This window comes from Streptomyces sp. LUP30 (genome assembly GCF_001746365.1).
Taxonomy (GTDB): Bacteria; Actinomycetota; Actinomycetes; order Streptomycetales; family Streptomycetaceae; genus Streptomyces.
Window position 1 is genome coordinate 1 of sequence record NZ_MJAJ01000017.1, and the last position, 23829, is coordinate 23829.

The window sequence follows — 23829 nt, forward strand, 5'->3', positions numbered from 1 at the left end:
TGGCCGGGATCCGCCCCCGGGCATGGCCTTTCGAGGGTTGGCCCGGCAACCGCCGCGACGAGTGGCGGACCCTCACCCGTGTCGCACCTGCCCGGCAGGGCTCCTGGACGGTGACGGTCGCCGACCCCGCGGGTCTGCGCCCCGGCGCGCTCGTCCTCCTGCGCCTCGCCGACGACCCCGCGCACACCCTCCTGGAGCACATGGCGGGCGGGGGCCCCGGCCCGGAGGCCAGGACGGCGGCCCCTTCGGCGGCCCGGGCGGGTCCGGGGGCTCCGGGGGCTCCGGGGGCTCCGGGGGCTCGGGGGGCTCGGGGGGCTCTCCCTCACCCGGGCAGTCCGAGGCGCCGAAGATCCGAAGCGGCTCGGTGAACGACGCGCTCAACGGCATCAGCATCCCCATCCCGGCCGGCTGGGCCGGCCAGGAGATGACCGTGGGCGCGCAGGTGACCTCCGACTCCTCCTACAAGTGTCCGGGCGACACCTCCAAGACCTGCACGAAGGGGGGCGTGTACTCGGCGCCCGCGGAGGTGCTGAAGACCAAGGGGACGACGGCCGAGGAGGTCGCGAAGGCGGACATCGCGGCCAATTCCGTGGAGTCCTACGGCGGCACGACGTACGGCGCGATCACCTCGCACCAGGTGCTCGCCTCGAAGGCGGTGACGGTGGCCGGGCAGAAGGGCTACCTGGTGCGCTGGAAGGCGGTCACCAGCAAGGGCGCGGACGGTTACGTGGAGTCGCTGGCCTTCCCGGCCCCCGCCGACGCCAAGCGGCTGGTGGTGCTGCGCTTCGGCCTCGACGCCGACCAGAGCGCGTCCGTCATCGACACCATCACCCAGGGCATCAAGGTGTACACGGGCGGCGGCGCCGGACAGCACGTCTGAGCCGGGCCCGGCCTCGGGGAGACGGTCGGCCGGGTGGGGCGCTCCTCCGCTCGAGGAGCGCCCCACCCGGCCGGGGTGCGCGCCGCCCCCGTCCCCACGGTGCGGCGCGGGACAGGTCGCCGTCCGGTCATCCCGTGGACGGCGGCCTGAGCCTTGTGGCGAGCTCTCGTCGAGCTCTAGGTGAGGCCGAGCGCCGGCAGCACGGCGGCCTCCACGAAGCGGACCAGGTACTCCTGGTCCGCGTACTCCCCGTCCACGACCGGACGGGCCCGGATCACGCCGAACATCTGGGCCGGGACGTACTCCAGCGCCGGGTGGTCCCGCGGGACCTCGCCGCGTTCGACACCGCGCCGCAGGATCTCGCGCAGCGCGGCGATCTCAGGGTCGATGAGCGCCTCCCGCAGCGCCTTCGCGAGTTCCTCGTCGCCCGTGACGGCGTGGCCGAGCGCCTGCAGCAGCTTGGAGTCGTTGGTCGACCAGCGGCCGGTGGCCCGCGCGGCCTCGCGCAGGTCCTCGGCGAGCGATCCGGTGTCGATGCCGGACAGCCGGGCCCGGCGGCGTGAGCGCAGCGCGGCCACCACGAACTGGGGCTTGGTCTTCCACTGGCGGTAGAGCGTGGACTTGCTGCAGCGGGTGCTCGCGGCGACGCCCTCCATGGTGACGGCCTCGTAACCGCACTCGCGTACCTGGTTCAGGACGGCGTCGAAGAATTCCTGCTCACGCTCGGGCGTGAGCTTGGAGCGGCGCGTGGCGGCGACCGACTCGGGTCCGTCCGCAGCCTGCGACGTCATCTGCTCTTCCTCCCTGATCCGCTTCCGTTCCGGCCTGTGCACCGAGGGCCCGGACGGGCCCGGTCTCCAGTGTGGCGCACATCAATCGAGACGCCAGTGTACCGGTACGGGTCCGTATCGGTACACTGGCGTATCGGTACGACATCGTATCGATGGTGTATGCACGAGTTACGCGCACGGCAGCACCACTTCACCGCACCACCGTCAGCGAAGGGGCCGGGGGATGAATGCCCGCACCGAGCCTGCAGAAGCGGAGCCGGCCACACCGGCGCGGCCGCCCATAGTCCGCGAGTTCCTGCTCGTCGCAGGACTCTTCCTCGTCTACAAGTTCGGCCGGCAGCTGGTCGCCGGCCACACCGGCGAGGCCTTCCGCGACGCCCATGACGTGTGGCGCCTCGAACGATGGCTGGGGCTGCCCGGCGAAGGCACGGTGCAGTCCCTGCTGCTGCACGGCGACGCCCTGGCCGAGGTCGCGAACACCTACTACGCGACCGTGCACTTCCCCGCCACCCTGGCGTTCCTGGTCTGGCTGTACCTGCGCCGGCCCGCGCACTACGTCTGGGCGCGCCGGGTGCTGGCCGCGCTCACCGCCGCGGCCCTCCTGCTGCACCTGGCGTTCCCGCTGGCTCCGCCGCGGATGCTGGCGGCGACCGGACTGGTCGACACCGCGCGGGTCTACGGGCCGTCGGTGTACGGGCCGCCGCAGACGGACCATCTGTCCAACCAGTTCGCGGCGATGCCCTCGCTGCACTTCGGCTGGGCTCTGATGCTCGCGATCGGACTGATCGTCGCCACCCGGTCACGATGGCGCTGGCTGTGGCTGCTTCATCCGCTGCTGACCCTCCTGGTGATCGTGGGCACCGCGAACCACTACTGGCTCGACGCGATCGCGGCGGGCGTCCTGCTCGGCCTCGCACTCATCCTGATCCACGCTCCCCGAAGCACGGCCACCACCTCCGCACGCGGGCCGCGTGCCCTCGTCCCGGCCGAGGAGCCGCCGGTCCTGGTGGGAGCGGGCCGATGAACGCCAACCTGGTCGCCGTCGTCCTCTCCCTCTTCTCGGCCGTCGCCTACGCGGCCGCCGCCGTCGCCCAGGAGCGGCTGGCCTCCCGGCATCCCGGCGACGGCCTGCTGCGGCTGCTCGGCAACGGGGCCTGGTGGTGGTCGGTGGGGCTGAACGCCGCCGCCGCGCTGCTGCACGTCGTCGCCCTCAAGTACGGCCCGCTCACGGTGGTGCAGCCGCTCGGCGCGCTCACCCTGGTCGCGGCGGTGCCGATGGGCGCACGGGTGGCCGGGCGCCGGGTCAGCACCGCCGAGTGGCGGGGCACCGGCCTCACCCTGGCCGGTCTGGCCGCGATCCTGGTCACGGCGTCGGGACCCGCTCCCGAGGACGTGCTGAGCATGCCGGAGGCGGTCGCGGTGGCGGGAGCCACGGCGGCGCTGATCGGACTGCTGGCCCGGCGCGGCGCACGGCCCGGGCTGCGGCACGCGACCGCGTCCGGATTCGCCTCGGGCGTCGCCTCGGCGCTCACCCAGACGGTGACGGTGGCCGCCACGGACCGTTCGGGCTCGCTGCTGAGCATGCAGGTGATCGGAGTGGCGCTGCTGGTCGCGGCCTTCGCCACGGGCGGACTCCTGCTGTCGCAGACCGCCTACCGGGACGGCCTCGGCGCCCCGCTGGCGATGGTGACCCTGGCCAACCCGGTGGCCGCCGCGGCGATCGGCCTCGCGCTGCTCGGCGAACGGCTGCAGGGCGGCCTCCTGGGCATACTCCTCGCGCTGGCCGGGGCGGGGCTGGCGGGCCGGGGCGTGGTGCTGCTGTCGCGGGCCGCGCCGCACCCGGCGGCCGTGGCCGACGAGGACCGTCCGGTCGTCGACGACGAGGACCACCCGGTGGCGGCGGTGCTGGCCCTGAGGCCGGAGACCGCCTCGGCCGAACCCGCGCTGTTGCCCCGGCCGGCGAACGGACCTGAGCACCTGACGCCGCTGTAGCGCCACGCACACGGGGGCGCCTTCCCGGGGAAGGCGCCCCCCTTCGCCGTACCGGTGCGCGGCGGCGGCATGCCGGCCCAGCCGCGCGCCTCGGAGCGGACACGGCCCGGCCACGACCGGACCGCGCACGTCGACCCGGGCCGCGCGCGTCAGCCCAGTCCGCGTGCGTCAGCCCAGACCGCGCGCGTCCTGCTTGAGCGCGGTGTCCACGGTCAGGGCCGTGGCGACGACCAGGCTCAGCAGCGGCTCGGGCAGCTGGTAGTGGATCTGCAGGACGTAGTTGTCCGCGGTCGTGAACATCGTCTTGGCGAGGCCTTCCCAGGTCTTGGTGATCCGGGCGACCTCGTTGTCCTCGTGGTCGACGATCGCGAAGTTCCAGGCCCGCCAGTTCTCCGCCTTGATCGCGCCGACCTGTCGGCCGTCCGCGTTGATCGCGAAGTTGATCTTGCCGAAGACGTTCTGCTGGACGAGCTCACCGACCGGCTGCCCGTCGGGGCGGGTGACGATCACCCTCGACTTGAAGATCTTCGCCGGTCGGGTCAGCAGCAGCACCGGCTGCCCCTGGGCGTCGCGGATCTCCAGCTTGTGCCTCAGGTACTGGTCGAAGTCGGAGACGAAGCGCACGATCTTCCTGAGCACCCCCTGGCCGACCTGGACCACCGAGCCGAGCTGGTTGCCCTCCTGGTCCATGACCTTGTACTCGTTGGTCAGCTCGATGAGCTTGGCCTTCTGGTTCACCACCAGCACCGGCTCGCTGAACAGCGTGCCGCCGCCGGGGCCGCTCGGTGCGACGCCGGCCTGCTGCTGGACCTGGCGCCGGACCCGCTGGTCCGGCGCCGGCTGCTGCGGAACCTGCGGCGCGTCCTGCCCCGTGCCCTCGGGCTGGGTCTGCTCGGTCCACTGGACGCCGTCCCAGTAGCGCATGGTCCGGGAAGCCCCGTGCGGATCCGGATACCAGCCTGCAGGTGTGTTCGATTGCGTGGTCACCGGGGCACACTATCCCGAGGCCACCGGGGAGCTGAACAGCTCCAAGTCCCCGCGCCTCGCCGAGCGTTCACCGTCCTGACGGAGCCGGCGGGTCACTCCGTGACGATCGCCGGGTCGCTGAGGCCGGGCCGCCCGTTCTCGACGTGTCCGGCGAACCGCCTGAGGAACGCCCGGTCGGCGGCCGAGGTGACCGTGAGGTCGTACCAGCGTCGGCTCGCGTGCAGGTCGACGGTCCGCTTGAGCACGGCGCCGGGGCGCAGCCTGACGGTCGTGGTGCGCCCGCCGTAGCCGTCGGCCACCGTCAACTCCGCCGTGTCCTTGCCCCGGTGGGTGAAGATCAGCTCGACGCCGTCTCCGACGTGCCGTGCGACCACCTCGGGTCCGGTCGCCTTCCCCGCCCCCTTGAAGACGCGCAGGAATCCGTTCGGGCCGTGCACCGTCAGGTCGTGCGAGCCGCCGGAGTACGCCGAGTTCCAGGTGTCGGAGACGGTCGCGCCCGCCCCGGTGGTGTAGCTCCACGGGCCGTCGGCGCGGTTGCCGGAGGTCACCAGGAAGGCAGCTCCGGCCTTGGCGCCCGAGGCGAAGGTGAGGGTGAGGGTCCCGGCCATCGCATCGGCCGAACCGTCCACCTGAGGGGCGTACTTGAGCGGACGGGTGGGACGCGAGCCGCGCTCCTGCTTCGGCAGGACGGGGTGGGCCGGCGGGGTGGGCACATAGTCGGGGTGGCGCTCCCGGTCCGGGGGCCGGTAGCCGTCGGTGCCGGGCAGGGCGACGGGTCGGGTGTCCGTGCGGGAGAAGTCGAACGCGGAGGTCAGATCGCCGCAGACGGCGCGCCGCCACGGCGAGATGTTCGGCTCGTGCACACCGAATCGGCGCTCCATGAACCGGATGACCGAGGTGTGGTCGAGCGTCTCGGAGCAGACGTAACCGCCCTTGCTCCAGGGGGAGATGACCAGCATGGGCACCCGCTGGCCCAGCCCGTAGGGGCCGGCGGGGTGGCTGCTGTCGCCCGTGAAGAGGTCCGGCCCGACGTCGACGGTCGAACGGCCCTGCGCGGCCGAGGCGGGCGGGAACGGCGGGAGCAGGTGGTCGAAGAAGCCGTCGTTCTCGTCGTAGGTGACGAAGAGGGCCGTCTTCGCCCACACCGCGGGGTCGGCGGTGAGCGCGTCCAGGACCTGGGAGACGTACCAGGCACCGTAGTTGGCGGGCCAGTTGGGGTGCTCGGTGAAGGCCTCGGGCGCGACGACCCAGGAGACCTGCGGCAGCTTCCCGCACTTGACGTCCGCCTTCAGCCGGTCGAAGTAGCCCTCGCCCGTGCGGGCGTCCGTGCCGGTGCGGGCCTTGTCGTGGAGCGGGTCGCCCGGTGCGGCGTTCTGGAACTGCTTGAAGTACAGGAGCGAGTTGTCGCCGTAGTTGCCGCGGTAGGCGTCCTGGATCCAGCCCCAGCCGCCCTTCGCGTCCAGGCCGTCGCCGACATCCTGGTAGATCTTCCAGGAGACCCCGGCCTGCTCCAGGCGTTCGGGGTACGTGGTCCAGCTGTAGCCGGCCTCGTCGTTGCCGAGGACCGGCCCGCCGCCCTTGCCGTCGTTCCCGGTGTACCCCGTCCACAGGTAGTAGCGGTTGGGGTCGGTGGAGCCGATGAACGAGCAGTGGTAGGCGTCGCAGACGGTGAAGGCGTCCGCCAGCGCGTAGTGGAAGGGGATGTCCTCGCGGGTCAGGTAGGCCATCGTCGTGGCGCTCTTGGCGGGCACCCACTTGTCGTACCTGCCGCCGTTGAAGGCGGCGTGGCCGTCGTTCCAGCCGTGCGGCAGGTCCTGGACGAAGGCGAGGCCCAGGTCGTCCGCGTCGGGGCGGAAGGGAAGGACCTCCTTGCCCGCGGCGTCCGGCTGGTGCCAGACCGGCCTGCCGTTCGCGAGGGTGACCGGGCGCGGGTCGCCGAAGCCTCTGACGCCCCGCAGAGTGCCGAAGTAGTGGTCGAAGGACCGGTTCTCCTGCATCAGGACGACGATGTGCTCGACGTCCTCGATCGACCCCGTGCGGTGGTTCGCGGGCAGCGCCGCGGCGCGTTCCACGCTGCTGGACAGCGCGGTGAACGCCGTCGTGGCGCCCGCGAGTTGGAGAAAGCGTCGCCGGTTGACTTCGGACATGGGTGAGGCACCTCTCGTACAGAAGGGTTCTGCCGGCCGGTTCGTGACGGGATGCGCGCGCAAGGAGTTTTGCAAGGGCACCGAACGTCAGGGAAGGGTCGGATGACGCCCATGTGAAAGTCGTCGGTACGCGGGACGTGCGACAGGCCAAGAGATCGCCAAAAGGACCAGCACCGCCGGTCGCCCGGGACCGGCCCCGCTTCCTCCTGCGCCGCGTGCCGGGGCGACCGCACCATCAGCCGGCGCGGGGAGCCGGTGCGATCACCGGGGACGGCAGGTCGGAGCGGCGGGTGAGGTCGAGTGCCGGTAGGTCTTCTCTCCGCGCGAGTGGTAGGTGTTCGTCAACTGCTCCAACGTGCAGACGAGTTCGTGCACCGACCGAACGGGGTCGCGCAGGGGGCGGGGAGCGGCCGACGGGGGGCCGGTGCGCGGACACGTGCTGAGCGAGTCGCGCGACAAGGCTCTGACCGGCACTTCCGTAGAGATGCTTCCGCCTGGCGGAAGCCGCCTTGCGCGGCGACCACGGCCGTCAGGAACCTGTTCCCCATCACGGCACGCGGGGCGACGAGGCCCCGCCGACAGGGACGGGAAACGCCCATGCCTCACACCACCGCCTTCGCCAGGAACCAGTGGTACGTCGCCGCCTACAGTCACGAGGTCGGGCGCGAGGAGCTGCTCGGCCGGACGATCCTCGGTGAGCCGCTCGTCTTCTACCGGACGCAGGAGGACGGCACGCCCGTCGCCCTGCACGACCGGTGTGTGCACCGCAGGTTCCCGCTCTCCGAGAGCCGACTCGACGGCGACCGCATCGTGTGCGGCTACCACGGCTTCACGTACGACACGACCGGCGCCTGCGTCTACGTGCCGGGCCAGAAACGCATCCCGCGCACCGCGCGGGTGACCGCCTACCCGGTCGTGGAGCAGGACTCCCTGGTGTGGGTGTGGATCGGCGACCCCGCCCTCGCCGATCCGCGGACCCTCCCGCGCGCCCGGCACCTCGACTCCCCCGGCTGGACGACCGTGCGCGGGATGGAGCCCATCGACGCCGACTACGGACTGCTCGTCGACAACCTCCTCGACCTCTCCCACGAGACGTATCTGCACGGCGGTTACATAGGCACCCCCGAGGTCGCCGAGACGCCGATCACCACGGAGGTCGACGAGGGCGCGGGGATCGTGCGGGTCAGCCGGCACATGGACGACGCCGAGTGCCCGCCGTTCTACGCCCGTTCCACCGGCATCGACGGGCGGATCACCCGCTGGCAGGACATCGAGTACCACGCCCCCTGCCTGTATCTGCTGCACAGCCGCATCGCACCGGTGGGCGTCCTGCCCGACGCCGACGGCAGCGACCCGAACGGCTTCCACACCGAGATCACCTACGCCATCACGCCGTCCGCCGACGGCAAGGTGTACGACTTCTGGATGGTCTCGAGGGACTGGGCGACGGACGACGAGGAGGTCACCGAGTTCCTGCGGGGCAACAACCACACGGTGGTCATGCAGGACGTCGACGCGCTCAACCTCCTTCAGCGCACGCTCGGTTCGGAGCGCTCCGGCTACCAGGAGCTGAGCATCAACATCGACACCGGCGGCCTGGCCGCCCGCCGCATCCTCGCCCGGCTGGCGGAGGAGGGCGACAAGCCGGTGGAGAAGGTCCTGTGAGCACCGGCGACACCGGCGAGATCTACCGCGTCGACTGGCTGCCGGGCACGGACGTCCTGCACGGCACCTGCCACTGCGGCGCCGAGCACGCCTCGCAGGACCCGATCGAGATGTGGGAGTGGATGCTCGGCCACCCCGACGGACACCAGCCGCGGGGAAGCACCTCATGAGCGACGTGTACGAAGCCGAACTCGTCGTCGGGCGGCGGGAGTTCGCGGCCGAGGGAGTGCTCGCCCTCACCCTGCGCCACCCCCTGGGCGAGCCGCTGCCGGCCTGGGAGCCCGGCGCCCATGTCGACGTGGTGCTCGGACCGGGCCTGGAACGGCAGTACTCCCTGTGCGGCGACCCGGCCGACCGCGCCGTCTGGCGGATCGCGGTGCTGCGCGAGGCGGACGGGCGAGGCGGATCCGCCCATGTGCACGAGCGGGTGAGGCAGGGGGACAAGGTCGCGGTGCGCGGCCCGCGCAACCACTTCGCGCTGCGCCCGGCGCCCCGGTACCGCTTCATCGCGGGCGGCATCGGGATCACCCCCGTCCTGCCGATGCTGGCGGCGGCCGAGGCGGCGGGCGCCGAGTGGAGCCTGCTCTACGGCGGCCGCACCCGCGCCTCCATGGCCTTCACCGACGAGCTGGCGGCCTACGGAGACCGGGTCACCGTCGCCCCGCAGGACGAGGCCGGACTGCTCGACCTCGGTTCGGTGCTCGACGCGCTGCCCGAGGACGCCCTCGTCTACTGCTGCGGCCCCGGCCCGCTGCTGGACGCCGTGGAGAAGCGCTGCCCGGCCCACGCGCTGCGGGTCGAGCGGTTCCAGGCGAAGGAGCAACCGGTCGCCCAGGACGGGGCGTTCGAGGTCGAGCTGGCGCAGAGCGGCCGTACGCTCACCGTCGCACCGGGTGTATCGGTGCTGGACGCCGTGCGCGCGGCGGGCGTCGAGGTGCTCTACTCCTGCACCGAGGGGACCTGCGGCACCTGTGAGACCGACGTGCTGGACGGCACGCCGGAACACCGGGACTCCGTGCTCAGCGCCGAGGAGCGGGAGGCCGGGGAGACGATGATGATCTGTGTGTCACGGTGCCGGGGGAAGAAGCTCGTGCTGGACCTGTGACCCGAGGAACAGTGGGGCGCGCGAGTCTGCGTGCGGGCGTCGGCCGGCGTGGACGGGGTGCGTGCGGACCGGCGCGCCCGGTTCGTGTGGGGGACCCCCGCGCTTCGCCGGTCCGCCCGCCCCGTACCGGCACCCCGACCAGGGTGCCGTCGGCGACCTGAACGCCGACGGCACCCGGCCCGGCCCGGCCCGGCTGGGGAGGGGACCCCGTGGGGGCCGACCGGGAGAAACAGGAAGGCCGAGAAGGGACCGCTCGCTCACGGGCAGCCCGTCCGACGCCCGACAGGTGTCCGACGGACGTCCTCGCCGTGCACGGCGTGTCATCCACGGCCCGCAGCGGAGGCGGGAGCCTTTCGCAGAGGCGGGCGCGCCGACCGAGGTCAGCTCTCCCGGGTCGGGACCACGCTGAGGTGACTCGCGCCGCGGCGAGCGCTGCGCGCCCTGCGGGGCGTGGCCGCCGGACGGGTCTCGCGCAGCACCATGGTCAGCCGCGTGTACCCCATGTCCCGCAGGGTCCTGGGGGTCTCCCCGACGATGCGGCACTCCGTGGCGCCCCAGCGCGGGTCGGGGTGCAGGAGCGGGCGGACCGCCCCGTCGTGCTCGACGGCGCCCTCGCCGACCGCACGGATCCAGTGCGGCAGCCCTTGCCGGTAGGCGGCCTCCATGATCGGGTCCTGGGCGATCTCACGACGGATCGCCTGCAGCGCGTGGTCGTGCACGTGACGTTCGACGGCCGCCGCGAAGCCGGCGAGCATCGGCAGGCACCAGCCGGCCTCGTGGTCACCGAGAACCGAGGGCGCGTCAGGATGGAACAGGACGAACCGCAGGAAGTTGTCGCCCGGCAGAGCCGTCGGGTGGGGACTCACGTCCCGGAAAAGTGACGCGAAAGCGGCGTTGGACAGCACCACGTCCCAGCGGTGGTCGAGAACGACGGACGGGAAGGGCACGGCCTGCAGATATGCGGCGTAGTCCTGCAGATACGCCTGGGCCTCGGGACTCTCGGGGACGGGCCGCGGTACGGACCGCTGCCCTCCTGCCTGATATGCCATCGGGAGGTCACCCCTCTTGCCTATGCGGCCTTCACGCGGCGCCTCGATCCTGCTGCCCGGACGCGAGGCATGTCAACTATCGTGGCATTCCGTGGTCGTTGACGGCTGAAATTGGCCACAGTTGTGGCGAGACCTGGATGTGAGTTCGAAAAACCCGCTACCCTCCACCCAGTTCACGGCGACCGTCCGTGCCGGTGATCGTGTGCCTGTGAGAGGGACGTGAGAGACCTAGGAGACCTGTCGGTGTCGGAGGATGGCTTCGAGGTTCCGGGCGCCGCGGCGACCGTGCTGCTGTCGGCCGTCGTCGCCCGTGTCGCCGCGCTCGCCGACCGGCTGGGCGTGCCGCACGCGGAGGTCTTCGCCACGGGGCGGCTGTCCGTCGCCTCCGGGGTCCCGGAGTCCGTGGTCAAGGCCCTGCTGAGCGGCCGGCCCGCCGGGGAGCCCGACGTCCAGGCCCGGTTCCTGCAGCGCCTGGACCTGTTGCGCCGTACGCGGCTCAAGCCCAACGGCCGCAAGTACACCCAGCAGGAGATCGCCGACGGCGCCGGCATGTCGCGCCAGCAGGCGGGCGCCCTCATCAATGGCGACCGGCGCCCCACGATGGAGCACTGCGACGCCCTCCAGCGGTTCTTCCGCGTGCACGCCGGGTTCCTCACGGCCGAGGACCCGGAGGCGCTCGCGGGAACCCTGCAGCACACCGAGCAGGAACTGCTGCAGAAGCTCGCCGCGCGCGAGGCGGCCGCGGCCGCCGAGGACCCGCTGGAGCGGCTGCTGCAGGACCACGGCGTACGCGGGATCGCGTGGCGGGCGGCCCAGCTGCCCACCGACCAGCACCGCGACAAGGTCGCCGAGTGGCTGGACATGCTCCTGGAGAGCGTGAAGCGGCCCGAGTCGTGATCCGGGGGAGAAGCGTGAACATCGCCAAGGAAATGCGCCGTCTCAGCGGCGAGCTGGTCTCGGAGCTGACCCTCCCGGCCCCCTCGGCGCCTGCCGCCCTCTACACCGCCCTGTGCGACGGCATGAGCAGACGGCGCGGCCGCCCGGTCCACTTCCGCATGGCGTCCTTCCCCGCCGACACCGCGAGCGGGCTGTGGCTCGACATGGCCGACCAGGACCTGGTCGTCATCGAGGAACGCACCGCCCCCGACCACCAGTTGGTGATCCTGGGGCACGAGCTGTGGCACATGAAGGCGGGCCACTGCAGCCATCACGTCGAGGGCGCCGCGGTCGCGGCCCGTTTACTCAACGACGGGGCGGATCTCCAGGCGACCGTGCGCAGCGTCGCCGCGCGCACCCGCTTCGATCTCGCAGACGAGCGGCAGGCCGAGACGTTCGGCCTGCTGCTGGCCAGCAAGTGCCGTGCCTGGCTGCCGGGTTCGGCGCCACGCGGTCGTGGGCAGCGCGACCACCTGGCGGGCCGGATCGAGGCGTCGCTCGGATACCTCGGACCGCAGAAGTAACCGACCAGGTCCTGACGCGGGGCGGTCAGGTGCCGCTGCGTTCGCTCGCCTCGCGCAGGTCCTGCGCCGTGCCGTCGGGCAGGCCCGTGGTGACCGTGCGACGGCCCGCGCGCAGGAGTGCCCGCCAGTGGTCCCGGCTCCAGTCGGCCGGGGCGGTGGTCCGGGTGAACTCCTCGACCAGGGCACGGAACCGGTCCGGGTCGCTGTGGAACGGGAAGTGCCCGGCGCCCTCGAAGATCTCCAGCCGGCTGCCCGGCATCGCCTCGTGGGCGCCGTACGCGTGCCGTACCGGCACGACGCTGTCCCGGTCGCCCCACAGCAGCATGGTGGGCATCCCCGCCGTCAGATAGCAGCGGTCCAGCATGGTCACGACCTGCCCGCGCCAGTCGACGACCGCGCGCAGCGTGCGGATGAAGGCGTTGCGCGAGGTGGCGTCCGGCAGGGCGTCGACGAGCTGGAGCAGTTCGGGGGCGTCCTGCCCGAGGTCGGTGTCCAGAAGCCGCATCAGGCGCACGACGAGGCCGACCTGGAGGCGGGCGCCGGGCAACCGCAGGGCGGACAGCGCCAGATGGGCGCCCGGCAGCGACGCCAGGCGCAGCGCGGGGTTCACCTCCCGGCCGACCCCGCCCGCGCTGACGAGGATCAGCCGTTCGGTGCGCTCGGGGAACTGGTAGGCGAACTGCATGGCCACTCCCCCGCCGAGCGAGTGACCGACCAGCGTCGCCGACTCGACACCGAGGGCGCTGAGCAGATCGCGCAGCCCGTTGGCGTAGGCCGCCACGGAGTAGTCGGCGCGGGGCTTGTCGGAGGCGCCGTGGCCGAGGAGGTCGGGGGCGATGACGGTGTGGGTGCGGGCGAGGGCGGGGATCAGCCCGGCCCAGGTCGCCGAGGAGTCGCCGATGCCGTGCACGAGGACCAGCGCCGGCCCCTCGCCTGCCATGCGGAAGGCCCGCCGGTGCCCGTGCACGACCCGGTGGCGCAACTCCGGTTGCCCGTCGGCCGACGGACGCGCCGGTGCGGTGCGCACGGCGCGTCGCCGGGGGACGTCGATCACCTGCTCGCCTCCTGTTCCCGCCGTCCGCCGGCGCTGGACCGAAAGCCCTTCACCCCAGCGTAGGACCCGTTTCCCACCGGGGATTTCGCAGAGGTTTCGCCTCGGCTAAGCGGGCGAACCGACGCGGTGCACGGCCGGATTGTCAGTGGTGGACGGCAAGCTGGGGAGTGCGCCGCCGCACGGGGGCGTACGCGCCGTCGGGGCGCGTGGGAGACGACGCCGACACGGGGAGAGCCGACCGATGCCCACAGCCGTACTGACCGACCGCGAGCGCACCGCCGTGCAGGCCTACCTGAGGCTGCTGCACACGGTACGGGCGGCCTTCGGCGACGAGGGGAGGGGCGAGGGCGCCGGCTTCTCCGGCCCACCGCACGACCGGCTGCCTCCCGTGGTCCCGCCCGGGGTGCTGGCCGAGGCGGAGCGGGCGCTGGCGGATGCCGGGCTCACGGGCAACGAGGAGGAGTTCTTCCGGCTGCTGCACAGCTGGTGCCCCCGCGCGTGACCGCCGGGCCGGCGGCGTCAGCCGTGCCGGACCGTCACGGCCGTCGCCACCAGGCCCCGCCGGACGGTCCAGCGGCCCTCGAAGTGCCCGAGCCGCCGGCCGCCCACCACCGGGCCGGGCACGAGCAGCCGGGCCCGGAAGGTCCCCTGCGAGCCCGCGTCGGGGCCCGCGGCCGTGAGGTCGATGTCGGCCTCGCTGAAGTCCAGCCACTTACGGGTGAGGGGGAACCACGCCTTGTAGACGGATTCCTTGGCGCTGAACAGCAACCGGTCCCAGTGCACCTCGGGACGCTCCGCGGCCAGGCGTTCGTGCCGGGCCGCCTCGGCGGGCAGGGCGACGGCGGCCAGCACGCCCTCGGGAAGGGGGGCGTGCGGTTCGGCGTCGATGCCGAGGGAGGCCAGGTCGTCGACCCGGACCAGCGCGGCGGCGCAGTAGCCCTCGCAGTGGGTCATGCTGCCCGTCAGGCCGTCGGGCCACTGGGGCGCGCCGCGCTCCCCGGGCAGCACGGGCTGCGGGGCCACGCCGAGCTTCTCCATGGCCCGCCGGGCGCAGGCGCGTACCACGGTGAACTCGCGACGGCGTTTGTCCACCGCCCGCGTCAGCAGCGCCTCCTCCTGCGGGTACAGCGGCGCGTCCCCGAACTCGCGAACGCCCTCCTCGCCGAAGGCCTCCACCGCGACCACCGTCCCTGGCAGCAGATCCTCGATCACCGGGCCTCCGTCTTCCGTCCGGACTCGTCCGCGCGCTCCCCGGGCCGCCCGGGGCGTTTCGCGGGCTCCTCGGACTCCCCGGGGTCCGTGGGCAGGATGCGTCGCAGCCGGCCCGGCGGCTCGGAACGTCTGCGCCATTCTCGGGGGTAGCCCACCGACACCTCCTCGAAGCGGACGCCGTCCTGCCAGGTGGTCCGCGGGATGTGCAGGTGGCCGTAGACCATGGCGGCGACGCGGAAGCGGCGGTGCCAGTCCGCGGTCAGCGTGGTGCCGCACCACATGGCGAACTCCGGGTGCCACAGCACGTCCATGGGGTGCCGGTGCAGCGGATAGTGGTTGACGGGGACGACGGGCAGATCGCCCGGGATCTCGGCGAGCCGGCGTTCGGTCTCGGCGACCCGGGCCCGGCACCAGGCCTCGCGGGACGGATACGGGTCGGGGTGCAGCAGGTACTCGTCGTTGCAGACGATGCCGGTGCTCTCCGCGTAGGCCAGCCCCTCCGCCTTGGTCGTGCAGCCGGCCGGAAGGAGCGAGTAGTCGTACAGCAGGAACAGCGGCGCGACGACGACCGGGCCGCCTGGGCCCTCCCACACCGGGTAGGGGTCCTCGGGCGTCGTCACTCCCAGGTCGCGGCAGACCTCGACGAGGTGCTCGTAGCGGGCGACCCCGCGCAGCGGGACCGGGTCGCTGGGATGGGACCACAGCTCGTGGTTCCCGGGGGCCCAGACGACCTTGCGGAAGCGGCTCGCCAGGGTCTTCAGGACCCAGCGGATGTCGGCCACGTTCTCCGAGACGTCGCCCGCGACCAGCAGCCAGTCCTCGTCCGTCTCCGGGGCCATCGCCTCGACCAGAGCCCGGTTCTCCGGATATCCGATGTGCAGATCGCTGATGGCCAGCAGTCGTCCGGCGCCACCGGCCGTCGTCGTCACCTCGAGTCCCCGCTCACTAGACCACGCTCCGCGTTCCCGCGAACACACATGTGCTCCCCACGAGAACACATCCGGGCCCGCGGGACAAGGTCGAATCCGGCCGCCCGCGGCACCGCACCGGCCCCCACCTGCGCCGTAGCGCGCCTCTACCCGACCGGGCCCCGTTCGGGAACGAGATCGGTGAATCCGTAACACGCGTGTTGCACGCGGCACCCCCGAGAAGCCGTATGATCGCCCCAACACCACCGCCATGGATGCCCCTTCACGCAGGGCGGTTTGGTGACCCACCATTTCCCCTGCCCGGGCCGGGCCTGCTTCGCCCTGCCCGCACACCGTGAAAGGCGGCCTCGCATGGTCTCTCGCGTACGCGTCTGGCTCAACCGCACGTACGCGGAGAACGTGTTCTTCACGGATCAGCTGCGACGAAATCCCAGCGACCGGGCCGTCGAGATCCACGCCACGCACGGTGACGCCGACTCCCCCGTCCTGGCCGCCGCCGACACCGCCGAGCTGGAGCCGGAGGGCCTGTCCCCGGCCGCGTACGTGGAGTACGCGCTCGCCCAGTGCCGGCGTCGTGGCATCGACGTGTTCGTGCCGCGGCTGCACCAGGCGGCCGTCGTGGCGCACCGCGCCGACTTCGAGGCGGTCGGCACGGCGCTGCTGGCGCCGCCGCCGGAGGCGGTCGCCGTCTTCCACGACAAGGTGATCGCGTACGAGGCCGTGCAGGCGATCGGGGTGCCGGTGCCGCCGTGGTACCGGGTCCGCTCGGCGAGCGAACTCGTCTCCGCGGTGGAGGAGTTGGAGGAGGCGGGGCACAGGGCCTGCTTCAAGCCCGCGTCCGGCGCCGGCGGGGTGGGGTTCCGTGTGATCACCCGCAAGCCCTTCTCGCTCGCGCACCTGACCGGCTTCCCCAGCCCCTACGTCCAACTCGACATGGTGGTCGAGGTGTTGCGGCAGGCCGAGGAGCAGGGCGACGACCAGGTCGACTGGCTGGTCATGCCGCGACTCGAGCAGCCGGAGGTGTCGGTGGACTGCCTCACCGGCCCCGACAACGTCCTGCGGATGGCCATCGGCCGGACCAAGAACGGCCGCCGCCGGGGCTTCACCCTGCACGAGCAGTGGCTGGAGCCCGCGCGTCTCATCGCCGAGGGCTTCGGGCTGCACTACCTGTCCAACATCCAGTTCCGGATGTTCGGCGACCGGCCGGTCCTGATGGACGTCAACACCCGTCCGGCCGGCGGTCTGCACCAGCTGGCGCTGTGCGGCGTCAACGCGCCCTGGGCCGCGGTGCAGTTGGCGCTCGGCGAGGACCCGGGCGAGATCGTGCCGCCGTTCCTGGGGCAGGACTACACGGTCGTGTCGGGCCCCCGGCCGCTCCGCGCGGTCGCGCTGCCGCACCAGCGGCTGGAGGAGGCCGAGCCGTTGCTGTCGGCCGTGCCCGCACCCGGCGCTTCCACCGAGTCGGTCGCGTCCCTCGAGCCGGTCGCGGTGACGCACGCCGACGCCGCGGAGGCCCTGCCGCTGTAACCCGGCCGCCGCCCGCGGCCCGCGAGGAACAGAAAACAGCTCACCGGTATGGACCAATTCCGTCGCTCTCCTTGACAGGCGGATTGGTCCATACCAACTTTGTTGCGCACCCCTTGCACAGCTCTGCACTCCCCTGCACTCCCGGACACCCCCATTCCTTCAGGGAGATCGCGTGCGCAGCACACCCCTCGGACGCCCATGGCGTCGATTCCTCGCCCTGGTCGGCACCGCCGGCCTCGCCCTGGCCGGAGCAGTGGCCCTGCCGGGCACCGCTCAGGCGGCCAACATCCTCGCCAACCCCGGGTTCGAGTCGGGCTCCCTCTCGCCCTGGTCCTGCACCGGCAACCTCGGCTCCGTCGTCTCCTCGCCCGTCCACAGCGGCTCCAAGGCCCTCACGGGGGCGGTGAGTTCGAGTGACATCGCGCAGTGCAGCCAGACCGTCTCCGTCCAGCCGAACACCACGTACGCGCTGACCGGCTGGGTACGCGGCTCCTACGTCTACCTCGGCGTCGACGGAGGGGCCTCCACCTGGACGACGTCACCGTCGGCGTACAGCCGACTGTCGGTCTCCTTCACCACCGGGGCCTCGCAGACCAGCGCCACGATCTACGTCCACGGCTGGTACGCCCAGGGCGCCTACCAGGCCGACGACGTCAGCCTCGACGGACCGGGCGGCGGCGGCTCGGACACGCAGGCGCCGACCGCGCCCGGGGGGCTGACCTCGACCGGCAAGACCTCCTCCAGCGTGTCGCTGTCCTGGAACCCCGCGACCGACAACGTCGGCGTCACGGCCTACGACGTCTACAGCGGGTCGTCGAAGGTGCTCACGGTCTCCGGGACCTCCGCCACGGTCGGCGGGCTGTCCGCGAGCACGGCGTACTCCTTCACCGTGAGGGCACGCGACGCCGCCGGGAACACCTCCGGAGCCTCGAACTCCGTGAGCGTCACGACCAGCGCGGGCGGCGGAGGCGGTACCGGGTTCAAGCAGGCCGCGCCCTATCTGTTCGAGGGCTGGGGCGATCCCCCGAACGTGACCACGGTGATGAACGCGACCGGCGTCAAGTGGTTCACGATGGCGTTCGTCCTCGACGGCGGCGGCTGCAACCCGATGTGGGACGGCAACCGGCCGCTGACCGGAGGGGTCGACCAGAGCGTCATCAACCAGGTCCGCTCGGCCGGCGGGGACGTCGTGCCCTCCTTCGGCGGCTGGCAGGGCAGCAAGCTAGGCGCCAACTGCTCCTCCGCCGGCGCGCTCGCCGGCGCCCTGCAGAAGGTGATCGACGCCTACTCGCTCAAGGCGATCGACATGGACATCGAGAACTCGGACGAGTTCGAGAACGAGGCCGTGCAGGCGCGGATCCTCACCGCGCTGAAGACCGTCAAGTCGAACAACCCGGGGCTGAAGACCATCGTGACCTTCGGGACGTCGACGACCGGACCGACCTACTACGGCAACCGGCTCATCGAACAGGCCAAGTCGCTCGGCGCCGACATCGACGTCTTCACCATCATGCCGTTCGACTTCGGCGGCGGCTCGGACATGTACGGCAACACCGTGAACGCCACGGAGGGGTTGAAGAACAAGCTGAAGTCCACCTTCGGCTGGGACGACGCCACCGCCTACGGCCACATCGGCATCTCCGGTATGAACGGCCTCTCCGACCAGCAGGAGAACACCACCCCGGCGATCTGGACTCTCAAACCTGTTTAGGGATGGCATAAGTTCGCTAGCATCGGCGCATGCCCTACGCGCCTGAGTACCTGCACCTGGTCTTCCCCGGCACCCAGTTCGAGGCGTACCTCTACGGACGAAACAGCGATGGCGACGGCACAGGCAGCTCCGTCTCCGACCAACTCGCAACCGGCCGCAAACTGTGCAACAGCCACAGCTGGCACGTGAAGCGCGAGTTCGAGGACACCGACACCTCAGCCAGCAGGCGCCGCTACTACCGCGACCTCGAAGCCTACGTCCGCCTCCGCAAAGTACTCCGCGCCACGAACACCCTGCTCTGCTACAACGGACAGGTCTACGACCTCTCCCGCAGAGACGACCTCAAAGCCACTGCGATGCACGCCGTCGACGCCGAGGACGAAGCCGAGGGCATCCGCGACGGCAACCTCCGCGCAGCCACCTCGCAAGCACAAGCTGGCCTCCCCCACGGAAAGCTGCTGTACGGGTACGTGCGCACGTACCAGGTCTCCAGCGGGCGCCGACGCTGCACCGGGCAGGACGAAGACCCGGTCCGCGGGCCGTTCGTGCTCCAGGCGATGCAGCGCGTCGATGCAGGGCATTCCCTCAGGTCGCTCATCAGGTGGCTGAACTCCGTTCCTGAGGCCGCGCGGCCGGACGGGAAGCCGTGGGATGAGAAGTTCGCCCGGTCGGTCCTGATGAACCGCGCCTACCTCGGCGAGAGGGCCCACAAGGGCCAGTACCTGAAAGCCGTCTGGGCTCCGATCAAGGGGCTGGAGACGCCTGAGGGCCGGGCGATGTTCAACCGGGTCACAGCGAAGCTCACCGACCCGTCACGCATCATGCAGCGCGGCTCGGAAGTGGCGCACCTGTTGTCGTACCTCGCTCTGTGCGGAGAGTGCGGCGACCATGTCGTGCTGCGTCATCTGTCCGGGAGCGCGAAGCGGAAGCCGGGCTTGTGCTGCAGCGAGAAGAACGACACCAGCATCGCGGAGTTCCGCCTGGACGCGTATGTGGAGGAGGCGTTGATCGCATGGTTCACCGATAAGGCCAAGGCTCGGGCGGCGTTGGTCCCTGCGGATGACAAGGTCAAGGAGATGGCTGCCTCCGCACAGAAGCTGATCAACGCGTATGAGGAGCAGCTTCGGGATGCGCGGGCGCAGGCTGAGGAGTATGACGCGGAAGCCGGCCGGTTCAGGCTGTCTGCTGCCTCACTTGCTGGCATGGAGGCACGGCTGATGCCGCAGTTGGAGGCGGCACGGGCGAAGTTGCGCACCTACACGCGGGTGTCTCCGCTGGTGTTGCGGATGTTGGAGTCTGATGACCCGGATGTGGTGTGGAACGGACGACCTGAGGGTGAGGGGAGGCCGGCGGTTCGGGGGCTCACGCTGGATCAGAAGCGGGCGATCATCAAGGAGATCGTCACGGTGAGACTGTATCGCGCCCGGGTGTCTGGTCGGCGCCCGTTGGACGAGGGCCGTATCGGGTTGGCGTTCTTCGGCGAGCCCGGGTTCAGGGCCCAACGACTCCGTGCTCCCGAGCCCGTTGACGCTGGGGCTCCTGCTGGGGGAAGGGGATGAGCTTCCCGGCGGCGGCTACGTCGGGGGCGAACTTGCCGTTGTGGAACATCTGGACGGTGGCTTCCATCGTCTGCGAGATGAGCGTGGCGCGCTGCTCCTCGAAGTCTTCTTCTGCTTTGCGGCGTTCGACGGCGAGGCGTTCGGTGAGCGCGGCTGATTCTGCGCTGATGTCCTGCCGTAGGCGGCCCTGTTCGACTTCGAGGGCCGCCTTGAGGGCGATGTAGCTTGCGTATTCGTCTTGGGCTCTGCGTTCGGCCGTGGCGAGGTCGAGGCGTTCATTGCTGGTGTCGGCGATCCAGCGGCGGATGGTGACGAGAACGATTGCGGTGCAGGCCGTAACGGTGAGGCAGGTGCCGCCGAGGGCGCGGGTGTAGTCGTCGAGGACGATGCCGTAGAGGGTGAGGGCTAGACCTCCGAGCAGTACCGTTCCCGCCGCTGTTGCCGTGGCTCGCGTGCCGCCCGTGAACTTCATGCACACCCCCGCTTCACATCTGAGCTGCCGTCCCTCCGTTGTCGGCGGTGTCGGGGGACTCGTCCTCAAGACGCTTGAGACGCTCAATGGTTGCGTAGAAAAGTTGGCGTCCTACTTCGTCCCGAATTCCGAGCCCCTCGGCCGCTTCTTCCGGAGTAAGGGCAGAGCCTACCTGCGACCGATCCGTTTCGGACAGTGACTGAAGGGATTCGGGTGACATGAGGCCGCTCTGCACGAAGAACTCGCCGGGGTGTACGCCGAGGGCGTCGGCGATGGCCTGAAAGAAGCGGGGCTCTGGGATCGTCTGGCCGCTGAACATGCGGCCGACGCTGGATTCGGTCATGCCGGTGTCTCGCGCGAACTTCGCCTTGGCGCCGCGGCCGGTGTAGCCGGCTCGTTCGGCGGCTGGCACAACGATGTCGCGGAATCGCTGCGCGCGCGTGGGGGTCGCATCGGTCATGTCCCGTGACTCTACCTCCCTAGATAGGGAGATAGCTAGAAACTTGCTGAGGCGCAAGGGTCGCATTTGGGTCACTGACCTGCATCAATGCAGCTCGCCGCACGCCTGGAACGCATGTTCGAACGAACATTTACCTCGGCATATGCGAAACCACCCTTGCGCGCAAGCAAGAAGCGTGGCAGAGTCTCCCTCGTGAGCAAGGAACCCCCGCCCACCAGTGACAACTCCTGCCAACCCCCCATAGAGGGAGGTGACTACGTGTTCCGACTGGACGTTCCCAAGCTCCTCGAAGCCGCCAAGCAGCGCGGCGACCACCACAACGCTGCGATCGCCCGCCGGACCGGTATCGCCGAATCGTCCGTATCTCGCATCGTCCGCGGCGAGGCTCAGCCCGACCTGAACTCGGCCATGCGCTTCGCCGAGCAGTACGACCTCGACCTCCGACGCGTCATCAAGCGCGTGCCCGTAGAGGTCGCCGCATGACCCGCGAAGAACGCCTCGCGATCCTCGGCCCCGCCACCGTCGCCAAGATCCACGCCCGCGTGAAAGAAGCACCCGAGCCCAGCGACGAACTGGTCGAGAAGCTCCGCCGCATCATGACCAACCCCGGCGGCGAGATCCCGGCTCCCAGGCCGGCGGTACCTGCCGAGCCTGCGGCCGTCGCCGCCTGACTCATCACACGCCGAAGGGCCGCCCTCCTTGCCCGGCTGACGGCCCTTGATCGGCAACCCCACTCAACTCAGAAAGTGAGGCCTTCGATGGCCACATCATTGCAGACCCCCGCAGTGGAGCTCGACTGGTACGAGCAGAGCCAGCTGCGGGAGCGGAACGACTTCTCCTACCGCTCCACCGTCGACTACCAGCAGCTGCCGCAGGCGGACCGTCACGTCGCCCACCAGGCGTTGTGGGACCGGGTGCTGGTGACGGCGACGGACATGGATGTCCTGGGCGAGTGGCTGTACGTCATGGGCGGGACGGTCACGAAGGTGGATCTGCCGCACGGGCAGACGGTGTGGACGCTGGCCACGTCGACGTGGACGGACTCGCCTCGGTTCCCGGTGGTGCCGGTGTTCGTGTCGGTGACGCAGGCGTCGGACGCGCCGGTGATGCACGAGATCGCTGCGGCGGTGAAGCGATGAACACGAAGGCGCTGAATTCGCTGGCGGATCTGATCTGTCGGGCGCAGGAGCAGGACCGGACGCCGATGGGGATCGCTCTGGCGGTCGACGCGGCTGGCCGGCACATGTCGCCGGAGGTGGCGGCGGAGTTGAAGTCGCTGCGGGCTGAGGTGGCTGCGCTTCGCGAGGAGCGGCACTCGACGAACGAGGCGCTCGACGACGCGGTGCGGGAGTTGCGGTCCCGCCGCGAGGACGTGACGCCGGACGGGATCACGCAGCGGATCGCGCCAACGCAGGCTCTGCGGGAGCTGGTGGTCGACGGCGAGCATTACGCGCTGGTGCATCACAGCTACCGCACGGGCCGGGACCTGCCCGAGACGGGTCGACCGGACGAGTGGTGCACCGGCTGCAACACGGACCACGGCCCCGACGAGTGCGGCTACCGGCCCGAGACGGGCGGTGCCCGATGACGCGGGCCACGGTCGAGCCGTCCGCCTGCCGGTGGTGCGGGATCCCGAAGCGTCTGCACTGCCAGCAGTGGAAGAAGCCGGTCGGCTGGCACGAGTGGACGCAGCCGTTGCAGGAGCAGATCAAGGCGCGGATGTTGGCGCGCCGGGTTGCTCGGGCGGGTGGCCAACGGTGAACGTCCTCCTCTTCTTGTTCGCCGATCTGACCCCGGTCAGTGCCGTGTTCGGAGCCGTCGGCGCGTATGCGGCGGGTTGCTCGCTGCTGTACCTGACCTGCGACGCGGATCTCGCGGACTTCGATCCGCGGCCCGCTGTGCGTCGTGTGGTGGACGCCGGCCGTCTGGATGCGGTGTTGGTGCGGGTGGCGAATGCCCGGTTCGACGTCCGCGAGTTGGCGGCTGAGACCCGCCTGTACGCCGCCCTTTCCCTGCGCGACACCGCGATCACTGCGACCGCGCTGCTTGCCCTCCTCGTTCCTGCTCCCTCGGAGAGTGTCCGATGAACCACTCCAGCAAGCCCGGTCTGTCGTTCAACACCGGTTCAGATGCTCTGCACGGTGTGCTGCGTGTCGACCAGATCCGCAACGAGACGCTTGTGCAGTTGGTGCAGCACTGGTCGGAGCCGAAGGACCGCGACGCGATCATCGACGCGCTCGACGAGTTGGCCGGCGTGGTCTGTGGTGTGGCTCGTGAGGGCGAGTTGGACGCCGCTTTGGAGCAGGTCGAGGACGCGGCGTGCATGGACTCGGCGCAGGTTCAGGTCCACATGCACGACGTGCGTCGTCTGCTGGCGGAGCTGAAGGAGGTCGAGCACCGCACGTCGCGGTTCGCGAAGGGCGCGTCGGACATCAAGCACCCAGCGATGCTGCCGACCCGCCGCCACTTCGAGGCGAACCCGCTGCCCGAGCAGACCGACCGGCGGTGGACCGCATGAGCCACTACGAGAACGTTCCGGTGCAGGTGTACGAGGTCACCTGGCAGTCCGGGCACGTCGAGACGGTCATCGCGCACCAGGTGTCGCACGACAGCCTCCGCACGCGGGTGGCCGCGCTCGGTGACGGGGCGTTCGCTGCGGACTCCGAGGGCGCCCGGATCAAGTTCCACGCGGAGGTCGACGGGCGGTGGACGCTGCAGTTGTCGGCGCACGAGGCGGACATCCGGACGATCCGGAACGTCACCCGTGGCGAGCAGGCCCCGGGCGGTGCAGCGTGAGGGCGGCTGAGCGGGCTGAGTACATCGTGCAGT

The 23829-nt window shown here is 71.0% G+C and carries 28 protein-coding genes and 1 pseudogene; 20 read left to right on the plus strand and 9 right to left on the minus strand.

Annotation, left to right across the window (positions count from 1 at the left end; translation table 11 throughout):
- Together BG482_RS45195 and BG482_RS16020 are read left to right on the plus strand one after the other, a co-directional pair.
- A pseudogene (locus BG482_RS45195) lies at positions 1–230 on the plus strand (hypothetical protein); the annotation flags it as partial.
- Positions 231–364: 134 nt separating this feature from the next.
- Positions 365–880: a hypothetical protein gene (locus BG482_RS16020; RefSeq protein WP_370745798.1), complete on the plus strand. Its 516-nt coding sequence runs from the start codon at positions 365–367 to the stop codon at positions 878–880.
- A gap of 176 nt (positions 881–1056) precedes the next feature.
- Here the strand turns inward: BG482_RS16020 and BG482_RS16025 are convergent, their stop codons facing one another.
- Positions 1057–1671, minus strand: coding sequence for a TetR-like C-terminal domain-containing protein (locus tag BG482_RS16025; RefSeq protein ID WP_069769708.1), 615 nt, complete (start codon positions 1669–1671; stop codon positions 1057–1059).
- A 223-nt stretch (positions 1672–1894) separates the two neighbouring features.
- Between BG482_RS16025 and BG482_RS16030 the strand changes: the two genes are divergently transcribed.
- Both BG482_RS16030 and BG482_RS16035 read left to right on the plus strand, forming a co-directional pair.
- Entirely contained in the window at positions 1895–2695 is an 801-nt protein-coding gene (locus BG482_RS16030) for a phosphatase PAP2 family protein (RefSeq protein WP_069769709.1), read from the plus strand.
- The gene (locus BG482_RS16035) at positions 2692–3663 is read left to right on the plus strand and encodes a hypothetical protein (protein ID WP_069769710.1); all 972 of its coding nucleotides are present in this window, start codon (positions 2692–2694) and stop codon (positions 3661–3663) included. The genes BG482_RS16030 and BG482_RS16035 overlap by 4 nt, the downstream gene beginning before the upstream one ends.
- 168 nt (positions 3664–3831) lie before the next feature.
- Here BG482_RS16035 and BG482_RS16040 read toward each other — a convergent pair whose 3' ends face one another.
- Positions 3832–4650: a phospholipid scramblase-related protein gene (locus BG482_RS16040; RefSeq protein WP_069769711.1), complete on the minus strand. Its 819-nt coding sequence runs from the start codon at positions 4648–4650 to the stop codon at positions 3832–3834.
- Positions 4651–4742: 92 nt separating this feature from the next.
- Positions 4743–6797: a phosphocholine-specific phospholipase C gene (locus BG482_RS16045; protein WP_069769712.1), complete on the minus strand. Its 2055-nt coding sequence runs from the start codon at positions 6795–6797 to the stop codon at positions 4743–4745.
- Between the two features lie 597 nt (positions 6798–7394).
- Between BG482_RS16045 and BG482_RS16050 the strand changes: the two genes are divergently transcribed.
- Genes BG482_RS16050 through BG482_RS16055 form a run of 3 tightly spaced genes read left to right on the plus strand, consistent with a single transcriptional unit; the run spans position 7395 to position 9567 of the window.
- Positions 7395–8462 carry an aromatic ring-hydroxylating dioxygenase subunit alpha gene (locus BG482_RS16050; protein ID WP_069769713.1) on the plus strand — a complete coding sequence of 356 codons (1068 nt, stop codon included), beginning with the start codon at positions 7395–7397 and terminating at the stop codon, positions 8460–8462.
- The gene (locus BG482_RS43955; RefSeq protein WP_176741388.1) at positions 8459–8632 is read left to right on the plus strand and encodes a hypothetical protein; all 174 of its coding nucleotides are present in this window, start codon (positions 8459–8461) and stop codon (positions 8630–8632) included. The genes BG482_RS16050 and BG482_RS43955 overlap by 4 nt, the downstream gene beginning before the upstream one ends.
- On the plus strand, positions 8629–9567 hold the full coding sequence (locus tag BG482_RS16055; RefSeq protein ID WP_069769714.1) for a PDR/VanB family oxidoreductase: 939 nt from the start codon (positions 8629–8631) through the stop codon (positions 9565–9567). Before BG482_RS43955 ends, BG482_RS16055 begins: the two co-directional genes overlap by 4 nt.
- Positions 9568–9947: 380 nt before the next feature.
- Here BG482_RS16055 and BG482_RS16060 read toward each other — a convergent pair whose 3' ends face one another.
- Positions 9948–10616 (minus strand): hypothetical protein, encoded by a 669-nt coding sequence (locus BG482_RS16060; RefSeq protein ID WP_069769715.1) that lies wholly within the window; start codon positions 10614–10616, stop codon positions 9948–9950.
- A gap of 243 nt (positions 10617–10859) precedes the next feature.
- Here BG482_RS16060 and BG482_RS16065 point away from each other — a divergent pair, with 243 nt between their 5' ends.
- Both BG482_RS16065 and BG482_RS16070 read left to right on the plus strand, forming a co-directional pair.
- Positions 10860–11513, plus strand: a complete 654-nt coding sequence (locus BG482_RS16065) for a helix-turn-helix transcriptional regulator (protein ID WP_069769716.1) — start codon at positions 10860–10862, stop codon at positions 11511–11513.
- 32 nt (positions 11514–11545) lie between these two features.
- On the plus strand, positions 11546–12076 hold the full coding sequence (locus BG482_RS16070; protein WP_069769717.1) for a toxin-antitoxin system, toxin component: 531 nt from the start codon (positions 11546–11548) through the stop codon (positions 12074–12076).
- Positions 12077–12101: 25 nt separating this feature from the next.
- Here BG482_RS16070 and BG482_RS16075 read toward each other — a convergent pair whose 3' ends face one another.
- On the minus strand, positions 12102–13130 hold the full coding sequence (locus tag BG482_RS16075; RefSeq protein WP_069769718.1) for an alpha/beta fold hydrolase: 1029 nt from the start codon (positions 13128–13130) through the stop codon (positions 12102–12104).
- 241 nt (positions 13131–13371) lie between these two features.
- Here BG482_RS16075 and BG482_RS16080 point away from each other — a divergent pair, with 241 nt between their 5' ends.
- The gene (locus BG482_RS16080) at positions 13372–13632 is read left to right on the plus strand and encodes a hypothetical protein (RefSeq protein WP_069769719.1); all 261 of its coding nucleotides are present in this window, start codon (positions 13372–13374) and stop codon (positions 13630–13632) included.
- A gap of 17 nt (positions 13633–13649) precedes the next feature.
- Here BG482_RS16080 and BG482_RS16085 read toward each other — a convergent pair whose 3' ends face one another.
- A complete protein-coding gene (locus BG482_RS16085) occupies positions 13650–14342 on the minus strand; it encodes a 4'-phosphopantetheinyl transferase (protein WP_069769720.1) in 693 nt (230 codons plus the stop codon).
- Positions 14339–15271 (minus strand): metallophosphoesterase, encoded by a 933-nt coding sequence (locus tag BG482_RS16090; RefSeq protein WP_069769721.1) that lies wholly within the window; start codon positions 15269–15271, stop codon positions 14339–14341. The genes BG482_RS16085 and BG482_RS16090 overlap by 4 nt, the downstream gene beginning before the upstream one ends.
- Before the next feature lie 351 nt (positions 15272–15622).
- Here BG482_RS16090 and BG482_RS16095 point away from each other — a divergent pair, with 351 nt between their 5' ends.
- The 3 genes from BG482_RS16095 to BG482_RS16105 all read left to right on the plus strand — a co-directional run bounded on the left by BG482_RS16095 (position 15623) and on the right by BG482_RS16105 (position 20068).
- Positions 15623–16798: an ATP-grasp domain-containing protein gene (locus BG482_RS16095; RefSeq protein WP_069769722.1), complete on the plus strand. Its 1176-nt coding sequence runs from the start codon at positions 15623–15625 to the stop codon at positions 16796–16798.
- 172 nt (positions 16799–16970) lie between these two features.
- Positions 16971–18509, plus strand: a complete 1539-nt coding sequence (locus BG482_RS16100) for a carbohydrate binding domain-containing protein (protein WP_256096384.1) — start codon at positions 16971–16973, stop codon at positions 18507–18509.
- Positions 18510–18538: 29 nt separating this feature from the next.
- Complete coding sequence (locus BG482_RS16105; RefSeq protein WP_069769723.1) at positions 18539–20068, plus strand: recombinase family protein; 1530 nt, start codon at positions 18539–18541, stop codon at positions 20066–20068.
- Here the strand turns inward: BG482_RS16105 and BG482_RS16110 are convergent.
- The gene (locus tag BG482_RS16110; protein WP_069769724.1) at positions 20001–20540 is read right to left on the minus strand and encodes a hypothetical protein; all 540 of its coding nucleotides are present in this window, start codon (positions 20538–20540) and stop codon (positions 20001–20003) included. The two genes, BG482_RS16105 and BG482_RS16110, sit on opposite strands and share 68 nt — an antisense overlap.
- Before the next feature lie 13 nt (positions 20541–20553).
- Positions 20554–21000: a helix-turn-helix transcriptional regulator gene (locus BG482_RS16115; protein ID WP_069769725.1), complete on the minus strand. Its 447-nt coding sequence runs from the start codon at positions 20998–21000 to the stop codon at positions 20554–20556.
- Positions 21001–21258: 258 nt separating this feature from the next.
- Here BG482_RS16115 and BG482_RS16120 point away from each other — a divergent pair, with 258 nt between their 5' ends.
- The 7 genes from BG482_RS16120 to BG482_RS16150 all read left to right on the plus strand — a co-directional run bounded on the left by BG482_RS16120 (position 21259) and on the right by BG482_RS16150 (position 23796).
- Complete coding sequence (locus BG482_RS16120) at positions 21259–21483, plus strand: helix-turn-helix transcriptional regulator (RefSeq protein WP_069769726.1); 225 nt, start codon at positions 21259–21261, stop codon at positions 21481–21483.
- The gene (locus BG482_RS16125) at positions 21480–21671 is read left to right on the plus strand and encodes a hypothetical protein (protein WP_069769727.1); all 192 of its coding nucleotides are present in this window, start codon (positions 21480–21482) and stop codon (positions 21669–21671) included. The genes BG482_RS16120 and BG482_RS16125 overlap by 4 nt, the downstream gene beginning before the upstream one ends.
- A gap of 87 nt (positions 21672–21758) precedes the next feature.
- Positions 21759–22139 carry a hypothetical protein gene (locus BG482_RS16130; protein ID WP_141746608.1) on the plus strand — a complete coding sequence of 127 codons (381 nt, stop codon included), beginning with the start codon at positions 21759–21761 and terminating at the stop codon, positions 22137–22139.
- Positions 22136–22588, plus strand: a complete 453-nt coding sequence (locus tag BG482_RS16135) for a hypothetical protein (RefSeq protein WP_069769729.1) — start codon at positions 22136–22138, stop codon at positions 22586–22588. The genes BG482_RS16130 and BG482_RS16135 overlap by 4 nt, the downstream gene beginning before the upstream one ends.
- Before the next feature lie 169 nt (positions 22589–22757).
- Positions 22758–23087 (plus strand): hypothetical protein, encoded by a 330-nt coding sequence (locus tag BG482_RS16140; RefSeq protein ID WP_069769730.1) that lies wholly within the window; start codon positions 22758–22760, stop codon positions 23085–23087.
- Positions 23084–23518 carry a hypothetical protein gene (locus BG482_RS16145; RefSeq protein ID WP_069740724.1) on the plus strand — a complete coding sequence of 145 codons (435 nt, stop codon included), beginning with the start codon at positions 23084–23086 and terminating at the stop codon, positions 23516–23518. The genes BG482_RS16140 and BG482_RS16145 overlap by 4 nt, the downstream gene beginning before the upstream one ends.
- Positions 23515–23796 (plus strand): hypothetical protein, encoded by a 282-nt coding sequence (locus tag BG482_RS16150; RefSeq protein ID WP_069769858.1) that lies wholly within the window; start codon positions 23515–23517, stop codon positions 23794–23796. Before BG482_RS16145 ends, BG482_RS16150 begins: the two co-directional genes overlap by 4 nt.
- Positions 23797–23829: the final 33 nt, after the last annotated feature.

Bases quoted from the DNA above. Each gene is read 5' to 3' on its own strand.
- BG482_RS16025 (WP_069769708.1), bottom strand. From the start codon at position 1,671: ATGACGTCGCAGGCTGCGGACGGACCCGAGTCGGTCGCCGCCACGCGC.
- BG482_RS16030 (WP_069769709.1), top strand. From the start codon at position 1,895: ATGAATGCCCGCACCGAGCCTGCAGAAGCGGAGCCGGCCACACCGGCG.
- BG482_RS16035 (WP_069769710.1), top strand. From the start codon at position 2,692: ATGAACGCCAACCTGGTCGCCGTCGTCCTCTCCCTCTTCTCGGCCGTC.
- BG482_RS16045 (WP_069769712.1), bottom strand. From the start codon at position 6,797: ATGTCCGAAGTCAACCGGCGACGCTTTCTCCAACTCGCGGGCGCCACG.
- BG482_RS16050 (WP_069769713.1), top strand. From the start codon at position 7,395: ATGCCTCACACCACCGCCTTCGCCAGGAACCAGTGGTACGTCGCCGCC.
- BG482_RS16055 (WP_069769714.1), top strand. From the start codon at position 8,629: ATGAGCGACGTGTACGAAGCCGAACTCGTCGTCGGGCGGCGGGAGTTC.
- BG482_RS16060 (WP_069769715.1), bottom strand. From the start codon at position 10,616: ATGGCATATCAGGCAGGAGGGCAGCGGTCCGTACCGCGGCCCGTCCCC.
- BG482_RS16070 (WP_069769717.1), top strand. From the start codon at position 11,546: ATGCGCCGTCTCAGCGGCGAGCTGGTCTCGGAGCTGACCCTCCCGGCC.
- BG482_RS16080 (WP_069769719.1), top strand. From the start codon at position 13,372: ATGCCCACAGCCGTACTGACCGACCGCGAGCGCACCGCCGTGCAGGCC.
- BG482_RS16095 (WP_069769722.1), top strand. From the start codon at position 15,623: ATGGTCTCTCGCGTACGCGTCTGGCTCAACCGCACGTACGCGGAGAAC.
- BG482_RS16105 (WP_069769723.1), top strand. From the start codon at position 18,539: ATGCCCTACGCGCCTGAGTACCTGCACCTGGTCTTCCCCGGCACCCAG.
- BG482_RS16110 (WP_069769724.1), bottom strand. From the start codon at position 20,540: ATGAAGTTCACGGGCGGCACGCGAGCCACGGCAACAGCGGCGGGAACG.
- BG482_RS16115 (WP_069769725.1), bottom strand. From the start codon at position 21,000: ATGACCGATGCGACCCCCACGCGCGCGCAGCGATTCCGCGACATCGTT.
- BG482_RS16125 (WP_069769727.1), top strand. From the start codon at position 21,480: ATGACCCGCGAAGAACGCCTCGCGATCCTCGGCCCCGCCACCGTCGCC.
- BG482_RS16130 (WP_141746608.1), top strand. From the start codon at position 21,759: ATGGCCACATCATTGCAGACCCCCGCAGTGGAGCTCGACTGGTACGAG.
- BG482_RS16135 (WP_069769729.1), top strand. From the start codon at position 22,136: ATGAACACGAAGGCGCTGAATTCGCTGGCGGATCTGATCTGTCGGGCG.
- BG482_RS16145 (WP_069740724.1), top strand. From the start codon at position 23,084: ATGAACCACTCCAGCAAGCCCGGTCTGTCGTTCAACACCGGTTCAGAT.
- BG482_RS16150 (WP_069769858.1), top strand. From the start codon at position 23,515: ATGAGCCACTACGAGAACGTTCCGGTGCAGGTGTACGAGGTCACCTGG.